The sequence below is a fragment of the Shewanella sp. S1-49-MNA-CIBAN-0167 genome, from assembly GCF_040310145.1.
In the GTDB taxonomy this organism is placed as follows: Bacteria; Pseudomonadota; Gammaproteobacteria; order Enterobacterales; family Shewanellaceae; genus Shewanella; species Shewanella psychromarinicola.
Genome location: NZ_JBEOPO010000043.1, coordinates 26,716 through 40,323, shown reverse-complemented (window position 1 = coordinate 40,323; position 13,608 = coordinate 26,716). Strand labels below are relative to the sequence as shown.

General features: G+C 42.2%; 8 protein-coding genes and 1 pseudogene. 4 read left to right on the top strand and 5 right to left on the bottom strand.

The window, feature by feature from the left end:
- Positions 1 to 503: helix-turn-helix domain-containing protein (locus AAEZ00_RS17495; RefSeq protein ID WP_351089262.1), on the bottom strand; the 503-nt coding region annotated here is incomplete at its 3' end.
- 121 nt (positions 504 to 624) lie between these two features.
- Between AAEZ00_RS17495 and tnpA the strand changes: the two are divergent.
- Positions 625 to 936, top strand: a pseudogene (gene tnpA, locus AAEZ00_RS17490) (IS200/IS605 family transposase); the annotation flags it as partial.
- A gap of 170 nt (positions 937 to 1,106) precedes the next feature.
- On the opposite strand, the gene grpE reads toward tnpA, so the two are convergent.
- Entirely contained in the window at positions 1,107 to 1,712 is a 606-nt protein-coding gene (gene grpE / locus AAEZ00_RS17485; protein ID WP_124013956.1) for a nucleotide exchange factor GrpE, read from the bottom strand.
- Positions 1,713 to 1,875: 163 nt separating this feature from the next.
- Between grpE and nadK the strand changes: the two genes are divergently transcribed.
- The 3 genes from nadK to AAEZ00_RS17470 all read left to right on the top strand — a co-directional run bounded on the left by nadK (position 1,876) and on the right by AAEZ00_RS17470 (position 7,641).
- A complete protein-coding gene (nadK, locus tag AAEZ00_RS17480; RefSeq protein WP_351089260.1) occupies positions 1,876 to 2,754 on the top strand; it encodes an NAD(+) kinase in 879 nt (292 codons plus the stop codon).
- Between the two features lie 326 nt (positions 2,755 to 3,080).
- The gene (locus AAEZ00_RS17475; protein ID WP_124013958.1) at positions 3,081 to 4,733 is read left to right on the top strand and encodes an L-lactate permease; all 1,653 of its coding nucleotides are present in this window, start codon (positions 3,081 to 3,083) and stop codon (positions 4,731 to 4,733) included.
- 100 nt (positions 4,734 to 4,833) lie between these two features.
- The gene (locus tag AAEZ00_RS17470; RefSeq protein ID WP_351076442.1) at positions 4,834 to 7,641 is read left to right on the top strand and encodes an FAD-binding and (Fe-S)-binding domain-containing protein; all 2,808 of its coding nucleotides are present in this window, start codon (positions 4,834 to 4,836) and stop codon (positions 7,639 to 7,641) included.
- A 158-nt stretch (positions 7,642 to 7,799) separates the two neighbouring features.
- On the opposite strand, the gene AAEZ00_RS17465 is transcribed toward AAEZ00_RS17470, so the two are convergent.
- From AAEZ00_RS17465 to AAEZ00_RS17455, 3 genes are all read right to left on the bottom strand, one after another.
- Positions 7,800 to 8,900, bottom strand: a complete 1,101-nt coding sequence (locus AAEZ00_RS17465) for a CobW family GTP-binding protein (RefSeq protein WP_351076445.1) — start codon at positions 8,898 to 8,900, stop codon at positions 7,800 to 7,802.
- Positions 8,897 to 10,168, bottom strand: a complete 1,272-nt coding sequence (locus tag AAEZ00_RS17460; protein WP_351089258.1) for a DEAD/DEAH box helicase — start codon at positions 10,166 to 10,168, stop codon at positions 8,897 to 8,899. The genes AAEZ00_RS17465 and AAEZ00_RS17460 overlap by 4 nt, the downstream gene beginning before the upstream one ends.
- 161 nt (positions 10,169 to 10,329) lie before the next feature.
- Positions 10,330 to 13,380, bottom strand: coding sequence for an EAL domain-containing protein (locus tag AAEZ00_RS17455; RefSeq protein ID WP_351089256.1), 3,051 nt, complete (start codon positions 13,378 to 13,380; stop codon positions 10,330 to 10,332).
- Positions 13,381 to 13,608 lie beyond the last annotated feature (228 nt).

Below are 13,608 nucleotides of genomic sequence, written 5' to 3'. Positions count from 1 at the left end.
TTCCATTTACCATGTGATAGTTGGACAGTAACAGTCTTGATTTCACTGACTAATTTACGGTGTAAAACAATCGGTACTTTGCCAATTTTCGGAATGCTGACCGCACCATTTTCGATGCGGATACAGTTCGAGTTATTTACACACCTAAAACTGTCATTGTGCAGTTTTTTCTGTTTGAAGCTGACTTTAAACGTCGGGAATTTTTGCAACCGACTCTTAGAAAAAGAGTTTTTCAAAGCCGTATCCAGATCCCTTGCCACTTGCTGTGCAGCCGCAGAATCAAAGGATTTTAACCAAGAGAACTCTTCGAATACCTTTAACTCTTTAATTAATTTTGACATTTCTGGATAGAACAAAAACGTTTTGTCGTACCTATAACGACGCAGATTTTCTGACAACAACAAGTTCCACAACCCACGAGCATATGAGCCAAACTCAATGAGTTTGGCTTCCTGTTCTGCTGTCGGTTTGAGCCGAAAGTTATATCTGAGCGGTTTTTTCATATACTGTATAGACTACTGTATAGCTTGAGATTGTCAAGTGGAATACCAAACTAATTCACACTGTAAGTACATCATTGTGCTGCACTTAATACTGGTTGTTAAATATTGAAAGCAACTACTACATGGTGAAGTTGGCGAGTTTATGAAGAGAGCTGTTCTAGATATTTCGCAGAAGTCTGACTTTTCAGTTGAAGAGATCGAAATAGATAGGGATCACATACACATTCTTTTGAGGATTTCGCCAAGATATGCTGTTGGGCAGCATGTTAGAAGAATTAAGCAGCAAACCAACAGATTAATTTGGAGTAGATATCCGAACCTTAAAAAGCAATTTTGGTTGGAGAATACTTTTTGGTCTGATGGATATTTTGCTTGCTCAGTCGGCAATGCCTCCGCTGATACAATTCGAAAATATATTCAAGAGCAAGGTTAGTTTATCGATTCATCCCCGCGACTTTCGCTACGCTCGGATCACGGGGGGTTCTCGACAGATTAGATAAAAAAGGACTGAAATTCAGTCCTTTTTTGTGTCTATTGCACTAGTGTTTATTCATCTAGTGCTAATGGTTCTCGTCTCTAGCAGAAAATGTTGACGTCAACGCGTTAAGCTTCAACATCCACACTTGCGCCGCCTTGAGATACCATCACCATAGCAGGACGTAATAAACGATCATTTAATAAGTAACCTTTCTGCATTACCATCATGACAGTGTTAGCAGGATACTCAGCACTGGGCTGCATACCAATAGCTTGATGATGTTCAGGGTTAAATGCTTGACCTTGTGGATTAACCTGAGTCACACCAAACTTCTCAACTGAGGTTAAAAAGCCTTTCATGGTCAGATCGACACCTTCATAAATCGCTTTGGTCGCCTCATCTTCAGGATTAGTGCCCTGTAAGGCACGTTCCATATTATCGATGACAGGTAACAGTTCGTTAGCAAACTTTTCCAAGGCAAACTTACGTGCTTGCTCAACATCTTTTGCCGCGCGAGTACGAATATTCTGTGTTTCAGCTGCCGCGCGCACTTCAACATCTTTACGCTCAGCTAACGCAGTTTCAGACTCAGCCAATAGTTGCTCTAATTCTTCAATGCGAAAATTTGCTTGGGTTAATTCATCTATCAAACTTGCGTCATCAGCCACGACTTCAGGTGTTTCCACGTCTTCCACTTGATCTTGCGATGTGTTGTTCGATTCGTTGCTCATTTTCACTCCAGCTAAAAAATGCGTAATTTGGTATTCTACGACAATAAATAAAGTGTCCATTTACTGAGAAATTAACAGCAAAACTCACACTTATAATAAGTTTGAGTATATTATGGGGATCAATTCTTATGTTTCAAGGCCTAAAGGCATAACAAACGCGAATATGACTAAAATGTTCAAGACAATCGGACTCATCGGTAAACCACATCATCAAGGGACTAACCTAACCATAACTCGATTGCATCATTGGTTAAGTATGCAGGGCTTTAAGGTTATCGTTGAAGGACGAATATCTGCAGAGCTAGACCCTGATGTTTGTTCAATGGACCTACTTGAAATGGGTGGGCATTGTGATTTAGCCATCGTGGTTGGCGGTGATGGTAACATGCTAGGTGCTGCCCGGGTATTGGCTCGTTTCAATGTTGCAGTGATTGGCGTAAACCGCGGCAATTTAGGCTTTTTAACCGATTTACCTCCCGATAACTTCGAAGAAGCCTTATCTAAAGTATTGGGTGGAGAATTTGAAACTGAACATCGTTTTTTACTTGAGGCTGAAGTTCACCGCCACGGTAAAATAACCTCCAGCAATACCGCGGTGAATGAAGCAGTGCTTCACCCTGGTAAAATTGCTCATATGATCCAGTTTGAAGTTTATATCGATGAGCAATTTATGTATAGCCAGCGCGCTGATGGGATGATTGTCTCCACGCCAACAGGTTCTACGGCTTATTCTTTGTCAGCTGGCGGGTCAATTTTAACCCCTAATCTTCAGGCGCTTATTTTAGTGCCTATGTTTCCTCATACCTTATCTTGTCGACCCATTGTCGTCGATGCATGTAGCATCATTAAATTAGTGGTATCGCCTGATAATGGGGAAAATCTCGAAGTCAGTTGTGATGGCCATGTCCATTTAGCGGTATTACCTGGTGATGAAATCTTTATTCGCCGCTCGAACGAACGCCTAAGACTCATCCATCCCAAAGGACACAATTACTTCCATGTGTTACGTAACAAATTAGGTTGGGGAAGTAAACTTTTCTAACATTTGACTCCCGTCACAACACTTTCTCTTATCTAGTGAGCTTCTTCACATTAACAACCACTAATTAATTATATTGTAAACCCAATCGATGACTCGTTTGGTTTTACCGTATATGAACTTTTGTGCCCTCAAAAGATGTGACCTTGAACACTCGCATGCAACCCTATACATGACAAGCCTCACAATTTCATCGGCCAACAAACTTTCTCGTATGTTAAATGATCTCGATCAACACATTTAACACTTAAATAACGTCTATTACGCCCTAGTTAGCGAAATGCTAACAAATAATAACAACTTATACCCACTTATAGGCAGAGGTATGCATGACAATATTACAGTTACTAGCAAGCTTAACGCCCATTATTAGCGTAATGGTCTTTTTAGTTCTAATGCGCTTGCCAGCGTCCAAAGCAATGCCCATATCTATGGTTGTTACGGGCCTTGCAGCATTGTTTATTTGGCAAATGGATACGCAACTTCTTGCGGCATCCGTGGTCGAAGGTCTTCTCGCAGCATTAACACCGCTTACCATCATTTTTGGCGCAGTGTTTTTGTTAAATACGCTTAAATATTCTGGTGCTATGGACACCATCCGCGCAGGTTTTACTAACATCAGCGCTGATTCCCGTGTTCAGGTAATCATTATTTGCTGGTTGTTTGGCTCGTTTATTGAAGGCTCAGCTGGCTTCGGTACTCCGGCAGCAATCGGTGCACCACTACTGGTATTATTAGGTGTACCACCTATTGGCGCAGCAGTTGTCGCGTTAATTGGTGACTCTACATCCGTATCGTTTGGGGCGATTGGTTTACCGGTATTGTTTGGTATGGATCAAGGTCTAACTGAGGGCGGCGTTAACATGGCTGCTGCTCAAATTGCTGAACATGGTGGTACCTTTGCAGGTTATGCACAGTATATCGCTCAACATATGATCACCATTGACTTAATTACCGGTTCATTAATTCCGTTAGTGATGGTTTGTGTATTGACCGGCTTCTTCGGTCGTAATAAATCCATCATGGAAGGCTTACAAGTTTGGAAATTTGCCTTATTTGCTGGTTTTGCCTTTACCATACCAGCATGGTTAATTAACTATGTTGCCGGTCCTGAGTTCCCTTCTGTTATTGGTGCACTTGTGGGTATGGCGTTAGTTATTCCTGTCGCTAGAAAAGGCTGGTTACTACCATCAAAACCTTGGTGTGACTTTAGCGAAAATGACAATAAATCAGATGAAGATACAGCACTTAACCAAACACCGGTAAAATTCACACAACTTGCCGCTTGGTCTCCATACATCATTATGGCTGCGTTGTTAGTCTTATCTCGTGTTATTGCTCCATTTAAGAGCTGGTTACTAAGCTTTAACATTAGTTGGACTGGTTTATTAGGTACAGAGCTTAAAGCAGGCTTTGCCACGCTATATGCTCCAGGTGCCTTCTTTATTATTGTATGCTTAATTAGTTTCGTATTATTCAAAATGAAACCTACCGCCATGAAGCAATCAATCACAGTGTCTTGCAAATCAATGCTACCGACTATTATTTCATTAGGTGCGTCTGTACCTATGGTGAAAATATTCTTAAATTCAGGTGAGAATGGCGCAGGTCTAGCGTCAATGCCGGTTGCATTAGCAGACTTACTTGCCAACAGCATGGGCTCAGTTTGGGCTTGGGTTTCACCTATTGTGGGTATCTTTGGTGCATTCTTGTCGGGTTCTGCTACGTTCTCAAACATGATGTTCTCAGGCCTGCAATATACTGTTGCCGATAATATCGGGATGAAACATGCAATGGCCCTAGCCTTACAAGGTATTGGTGCTAATGCGGGCAACATGATGTGTGTCATGAACGTCGTTGCTGCGGCAACTGTGGTGGGAATGGCAGGACGAGAGTCTGAAATTATTCGTAAAACAATGCCTATCGCACTAGGTTATGCCTTAGTGGCAGGCACTATTGCTTTTTTCTGGGGTGGATTTTAATTCACAATAAAGTTGCTTCTATTCTAACGATAGCAATACAACAACAACAGCAGCAGGCATGCAGTGCCTGCTATTCATTCGAGTGTTAAGAGAGCATGTTATGACTATTAATTATAAAGAAGTGATGGATACGTTAACGTCACAACTAGGCAAACACGCCGTATCTAATGATCCTGTGCGTCGTTTTGCTTGGTCAACTGATGCCAGTTACTTTCGTATCGTACCTGAAATTGTGGTACACGCAGATACTCCGGAACAAGTTAAAATAACCCTTAACATCGCCAGAATACATAATGTGCCAGTGACCTTTCGCGCTGCGGGTACGAGTTTATCGGGCCAGGCAATTGGTGAAGGCATTTTACTTATTTTGGGCCATGATGGTTTTAGAAACATTGATATCAGTGAAGATAGAACCTCAATAACCCTTGGGGCTGCGGTGTATGGTTCTGACGCGAATTTGGCGTTAAAACCCTTTAATAAAAAGATTGGTCCCGACCCGGCCACATTAGCCTCGGCGCAAATTGCAGGTATAGTGGCGAACAATGCCTCTGGCATGTGTTGTGGTACGGCGCAAAACAGTTATCAAACCATTAAGTCGGCTAAATTAATATTTGCCGATGGGACTGAACTCGATACGGGTTGCCCAGAGTCTAAAGCGGCGTTTAGCCAGTCACATGCTACGTTAATTACCGCATTAACTAGTCTAGCGCAATTAACTCAACAGAATCCAACCCTGTCTGCCCGCATCCGTAAAAAGTTCTCAATTAAGAACACCACGGGTTACAGTATTAATGCCCTCACAGACTTCAGTGATCCCTTTGAGCTGATTAATCACTTGATTGTCGGTTCAGAAGGCACGCTCGCTTTTGTTAATGAAGTGACTTATCACACGGTTGAAGAAGCCAAGTTTAAAGCTTCTGCCATGGCAGTATTCTTCAGCATGGATGATGCCGCAAGCGCAATACCACTGATTATAGGCGATAGCGTAGCCGCAGCAGAATTGCTCGACTGGGCATCAATTAAATCGGTTACCGGTAAAACGGGCATGCCTGAGTGGCTAAGTAGTTTACCAGAAGGCTCAGCTATTTTATTAATCGAGTCTCGTGCTAACGATCCAGAGACCTTAGTACAATACACTAAAGATGTGATTAAAAAAATCGCCCACATTGACACCGAACGTCCCACTGAATTCACCAATGATGCAGCTGTTTATGGCAAATATTGGGCAATGCGTTCTGGTTTGTTCCCAATTATTGGCGGCGCAAGACCTAAGGGCACATCGGTCATTATTGAAGATGTTGCATTCGAAGTAAAACACTTAGCCAGTGCTGCGGCAGACTTAACTGCACTATTCCATAAACACAATTACCCAGAAGGGGTGATTTATGGCCATGCATTAGCCGGTAACTTCCACTTTATGATCACGCCGACATTTGCCTCACAAAACGATATCAATCGTTTCCAAGACTTCATGCAAGATGTCGCTGAAATGGTGGTCAATAAGTACGATGGTTCGATGAAAGCCGAACATGGTACAGGCCGGGCCGTAGCTCCCTTTGTTGAAATGGAATGGGGCAGCGACGCTTACACCTTAATGAAGCAAATCAAGCAGATTTTCGACCCAAGTAAATTGTTAAACCCTGGGGTTCTTCTCAATGATGACAAGCTAGTACACGTTAAAAATATTAAGCCTTGTCCAGTCGTTGATGACTTTGTTGATAAATGTATTGAGTGTGGTTTTTGTGAAAAGACCTGTCCGACAACAGCCCTGAACTTCTCGCCTCGTCAGCGTATTGCTGTTCTGCGTGAAATTGAACGTTTAGAGCAATCGGGTGATAAAAAAGCCGCCGCAGAAATGCGTGCCAGTGCCAAATATGATGTGGTTGATACCTGTGCAGCCTGTCAGCTATGTACTATAGCCTGCCCAGTTGACAACAGCATGGGTAATTTGGTGCGTAAACTGCGCACACCTTACATCACCACCACAGAACAAAAAGTGCTCGACTTCCAAGCCAATCATTTTGGTGCGGTAAACCAAGTGATCAGCACAGGTTTTGATATTTTAGGCATTCTGCATAAAGTGACGGGTGATAGCATCACCGGCTCATTAATGAAAGCAGGTCGTTTAATTACTAAAGAAGTGCCTTATTGGAATCCAGACTTCCCTAAAGGTGGCAAAGTGGCTAAGCCATCCAAGCATATACCGGGACAGCCAAGCGTGCTGTACTTCCCTTCTTGTGGCGGCAGAACATTTGGCCCAACACCGAAAGATCCTGATAACCGCACGCTATCTGAAGTGGTTATCACCTTGCTTGAACGTGCTGGCTACAATGTGATCGTCCCAGACAATACCCGTCATATATGTTGCGGTCAGATGTGGGAATCAAAAGGTGATTTCAAAAATGCCGATGCTAAGCGCGATGAACTCATCGAAGCACTGAGTAAACAGTCAGACAATGGCAAAGTCCCTGTGGTCATTGATGGAACGTCTTGTACCTATCGCACATTAACCGGTAATCCTAAAGTACAAATTACCGATTTAGTCGAGTTTATGCACGACAAGATGTTACCTAACATGACTATCACTAAAATACCTAGAAACATCACCTTACATCAGGGTTGTAGTGTCCGTAAGATGAAGCTAGAGCCGTATCAGCAAGCCATTGCTGACGCCTGTGCTCAAGGTGTGCAATTACCTGCAGAGATCACCTGTTGTGGTTATGCGGGTGAAAAAGGCTTGTACAAGCCAGAAATTAACGCCAGCGCATTGCGCAACATTAAAAAGCTTATTCCTGCGGATATTAAAGAAGGTTACTACTCCAACCGTATGTGTGAAGTCGGCTTAACCCAACACAGTGGTATTTCTTACCGCCATTTAGCCTATTTACTAGAAGAATGTACTCGTTAAACTAACGGACAATCACAGTAAATAGCGTAAACAATAAGGGCATTGATATCATATCAATGCCCTTATTTTATTGAATACTGCCAACGATTTATTGAATACGGATAACTAAACGCTTACCTGTAACTAAAATCATTACAAAAACGAAGTTATAGCAAAAACTAAACCAATAAACACCCCAGCAATTGTTGTTGCAAAAGCTTATCATCGAGTGGCATATCACTAATAATTTCAACCCGTGTATCTAGCGCATCATCAAGTTCATCGAGCTTTAACTTATTATCCACCATATTCACGCTCAACACCCCATCGCGGGTAATAACAATGGCTTTTAACCTCAGCACCTTATCCAATTTAACCGTGTCTACCCACGCCATAAATCGTTCAAACTGGAAACAATGCGCCGCAGAGAATATCCAACCACTGCTGTAACAGCCCTCGCCTTGATTAGTTTTATGAATAAACCCGGCCGGTGAAAACTCAGGGGTATCGATATCACTCAGCGGTGGTGCGCTAGAAAGCCATGTCTGGGTAAGCGATTTTTGACGCAGTAGTCGTTGAGAAGTATTAAGCGGTTGATATTTTGTCGGCGTATTTAAGCGCAATAATATCTGCTGGATCAGCTCAACATCGGTAAAGTGATTATCGACCGTAATAAGCGGTGTCTGTTGCAAGTGTAATTGGCTGAGGAACTGCTGTAATTGCAGATGATCAGTTTCGGTATAATCTTGTGCTTTATTGGCCAGCAACACATCAGCCATTGTTAATTGCTGAGTAAACGTATCATGCTGTTGATAGCGCGGATCACTGACTTTTCGGGCATCAACTAGGCACACACTAGTCTGTAGTGTAATAACATGCTGATAATATTCAGATGTTAACAGCTTAGCGATTTCGGCAGGATGCCCGAGCCCAGTGGGTTCTATCAACAATCTGTCTGGTTTAGTATGCTGAATAAGCTGATTTATCGCGACTTGTGTTGGCAAGCCAGACACACAACATAGGCAACCACCTGGCACTTCCTTTATAACGACACCCGCCTTCTTTGTTGGTGTCATCCCCGACTCAGTAGCAAGATTATCACCACCAGCCACAGTCGCATTTAACAACCCGCCATCTATGCCTATTTCGCCAAATTCATTAACCAACACAGCCCACACTTCACCTTTAGGCTTATGAGCTAATAGTTGGCCAATGAGCGTGGTTTTACCCACACCCAAAAAGCCGGTAATAATATTAGTGTTAATCGGTTTGGTGATCATTTTTTCGCTTTAGCGTATTTGCCCTTTCGAGTAGGCTTAGCATCGGCTTGCGACGGTTTGCCTCGTTTGTACTTAAGCACCTTTTTGGGCTTTTCTGGCGCTACATCTCGATACCTTGCAGGTAATGGCGCCCCTTCTTCATACCCTGTTGGCACCAAAGTCGGTAATGATTGCTCAATGAGTTGCTCAATTGCGGTAAGTAATTCTAGCTCTTGTGGGCTCACCAGCGAAATCGCTTCACCGCCAAGTCCAGCGCGGCCTGTACGCCCAACGCGGTGAACATAATCTTCGCACTCTTCAGGTAATTCAAAGTTAATGACCCTTGGTAGCGCTTGGATATCAAGCCCTCGAGCGGCCAAATCAGTGGCAATCAACACCCGTAACTGCCCCGCTTTAAATTCTTCTAACGCACGGTTGCGTGCTCCTTGGCTTTTATCACCATGAAATACCGATGACTTAATACCGTCTAGGCTTAATTCACGGTGTAAATGATCTGCCGTTTCTTTACGGCTGGTAAACACCATCACTTGCTGCCAATTATGTTTGCCAATTAATTCTGATAATAACTCAGCTTTACGGCGGGTATCCACTTTATACACTTGCTGAGCAACATTGGCGGCTGTAGTTTGGGTTTCAACATGCACATATTCAGGATCGTTTAGCATTTTAGCTGCAAGCATTTTAACTAGTTCAGAATAGGTCGCAGAAAACATCATTGTTTGATGTTGTCTGGCAATTAAACGCTTCACTTTTTCAATATCTTTAACAAAACCAAGGTCAAGCATCCGGTCAGCTTCATCAATCACTAGATGGGTCACTGATGATAAATCCAGTTCATGTTGGCCAATAATATCGAACAATCGTCCTGGTGTTGCCACCAACACATCCACGCCTTGATCTAATGTCTTACGCTGGGGATTGATACTCGCGCCGCCATAAACGGCTAAGCTGGTCAGGTTGATAAACTGGCTGTATTTAACTAAATTATGTTCAATCTGAATCGCTAACTCACGTGTCGGCGTCATGATTAATGCACGTAAACGGTGCGATGGCGATAAGTCCAAATGATCTTGTGCCATTAAATGGCTTAACAAAGGTAACGCAAAAGCAGCTGTTTTTCCGGTACCGGTTTCCGCACTGGCCAACACATCTCGGCCATCTAGCGCTAGTGGGATCACCGCTTGTTGGACAGGAGTAGCAGTTTGATACCCAGATTGGTTAACCGCATCTAGTAATAATGGCGGTAACCCTAGCGACGTAAATGACATAACAGACTCAATAAAACAAATAAAAATAGGCCACTATTATATACTAATCTAAACACCATTAACTATTACATTAGTGATGGCACTAGTATGACATTAGCCATAACATCACAGCAGTCACGCAGATTTTGAACTAATAACCGCACTAACGGGATATCAGCTGACTAACTGGCAATGAGGCCACTTTTTACCACCAGATACTTTTGCTCAAAATCGTGTCGACATAATGCATTCGAAAATAAATATCCTTGGGCATAATCGCAATCTGCCAACACCAATAAACGTCGTTGTTGTTCAGTTTCAACGCCTTTGGCAATCACTTTCATCCCGAGTTTATGGGCCATCACGATAATCGCTTCGCACAAACACAGATCATTACTTTCTGCAGTCACATTACGCACAAAACGTTGATCAATTTTAAGGTAATCAATCTTGATTTTTTTTAAATAGGAAAGCGATGAATAACCGGTACCAAAATCGTCGAGCGACATTTGCATACCCGCATCACTGCAAGCTAATAACCTAGCCTCGACATTTGGCTCAGTTTCAAGTAATAGACTTTCAGGAATTTCGATACAAATATTATTGGTAGACATTGCGAGTGTCGACATGTGTTTAAGCCAATCTTTAACCCCGGTCGACCCGTCTCTAAACTGAACAGGCGACAGATTAATACTGATCTGAATATCACAATTAAATTGTGTCTTCCATTGAGCCGCTAACTCACTGACTTGATAAAATACCCAATTACCAATATCGATTATCATGCCGGTGTCTTCGGCAATAGAGATAAAATCTGCAGGCAAAATTAACCCCATGGTCGGGTGCTTCCAACGTAATAATGCTTCAGCCTTGATGACCTGCTGACTGCTTAAATCCACAATAGGCTGATAATACAACTCAAATTGCTGTTGGGTAATCGCAACCTTGAGATCTTGGATCAGCATCATCCGCTTTTGTGCATTATCTTGCATTGTGGAGGTAAAATAATTAAATCGATTACGGCCATGCGTTTTGGCCGAATACATCGCTTGATCGGCATTTTTTAACAATGCTTCTGTGGTCTTTGCATCGTCAGGAAATAAGGTGATACCAATACTGCCACTAATGTAAGCGGTTTGATCACCCAAGAAATAAGGCTCTGCAAGTCGGTTAAGTATTTGCTGTGCAACACGGTCCACACCATGAGTATCCTCAAGGGCCGTCAACACAATGGTAAATTCATCACCACCAAGGCGGGCGACGATATCGGTCTCTCGTACGCATTTTTTTAGACGATCTGCTGTTTCAAGTAACAACACATCACCCATGTCATGGCCCAAGGTGTCGTTAATCTCTTTAAAGAAATCCAAATCTAAAAACATCAATGCAAAATGATTATGCTGCCGATCAGAACTCAACACCTGTTGATTTAAAAATGTTAATAACATCCTACGATTAGGCAAACCGGTGAGTGCATCATAATTGGCTTGGCGCCATATCAACTCCTCAGTTTGCTTTTTCTCGGTAATATCAAAAAATAACGCCACGTATCGCGCAGCCTGTGATTTTGTTCGGACGATCGAATTAATGGTTAATAAAATAAGGTAATTTTCACCATTTTTACGCCGCATCCACACTTCACCATGCCAATGCCCCTGTTGCTTAAGCTGTTTGGTTAACTGTCGATAAAAACGTTTGGGCTGCAGGTCGGTGGCAAACATACGTAAATGTTGGTTTTGTATGTCTTCTTGAGTAAAGCCTGTGATAAAAGAAAATGCAGGATTTGAATCAATGAGAATACCCTTAGCAGTAAACACACTCATGGCTTCACTGGAGTTTTGATAAACTGAGGTAGCAATACTTAGCGAATCTTCAACTTGCTTAATATCAGTAATGTCACTATGAGTCCCACACACTCTAAGCGGGTTACCTTTATCATCAACATCAACGACGCGGCCAGTTTGCAAAATCCAACGACTGCCACCGTGTAAATCAGTTAATTGATATTCAACACGCTGGCTAATGCAACGGCCTTTTATAATCTCATTAATACTGCGAAGAAACTTAAATTTATACTTTGACTGTATCGAATTTATCCACAATTGAGGATGCAGATTAAGCTCCTCCATTGAACAACCTAAAATATCAGCACTGTATCGATTGGTGCTAATTCGATTGGCGATGACATTCCAGTCCCACACCCCCAATTCACTGCTATCAAGTACGAGTGCAAGTTGCTCTTTACTTTGCAATAAAGCTTGCTCTGCTTGTTTTTGTTTAGTGATATCGAGAAAACCAGCAATCACCAGAAAGGTATTTTCTTGGACATGGCGACGGCATGCTATGGTCACATGGGTATATACAATTGATCCATCTTTGGCAATAAAACGCTTATCAATTTCGTATTCATCAAGTTCGCCTTTGACCATTTTATCAAATAACAATAAATCTTTATTCAGATCATCAGGGTGAGTTAACGCTGGCCAGGTTAATGATTTTAATTCTTTCTCTGTGTAACCAAACATCCGGCATAAATAAGGATTAACTTTTAACCAATATTTGGTTTTAGTGGTAATAGAAATACCAATATTACCAATATCAAACTGATCTTTAAAAAGAAAGTCTTCTTGAAGTTTGGCTTGTCTATCGCGTCCACGATAGACTATTTGGCCAAGTAGATGACCAATCACCATGGTCAATAAAGGTAACACCACCAATATCGGCAGTGATACAACACTGATGGTTTGTAACGCTTGTTCATAGGGCAATAAAAATAGCCATTGAAGCAATATTGCATGCACAACAAAACCAAAAAGATAAAACTCAAGATAGCCAATTTGATCTAATTTATGCAGCCGAAATCGACGCCAAATCAAGCCTAATATCGCGCTGCTGATCAACATCAATATACCAATCCATACCGCTACACCACCTAAGTGATAACGATATAGCGCCATAATTAGGGTTGCGATGACGGTAGGAATAGCACCAAAGAATAATCCACTTAAACAGAGCACGACCCAGCGGGCATCAAACAACATATCAGGTTGACGAACCAGCGGGTCCATCATGATAATGACACCAATAACACCGATAAGTGCACCCACAAAAAATGTCCATAGGACAGGGATCGCCTTACGTTGATCCGTAGGTGAGAGTGAGTAAACATAAACTAACGCGAGCAATAGCGCGGCATTTTCTAAAATTAACAAAAAAACATTTAGATTAAACATCTATACATTTCCCTGATTCATCCTTAACAAGTAAAAATCGCATCCTAGCGGTCGCTGTGCTTTTTGCTTTTATAGAATCAGCCACGAAGCGTCCTAGCAGCAAAGCGTCCTGCTTGAATAGCATCCAAAACCACGCCAATACAAGAGTTAATTGCCTACCAATATACCTCCTAAATCAAAACAACATCAAGCAAGATCACAGTTCCTTTAAAAGTGTCGTATTTGTAA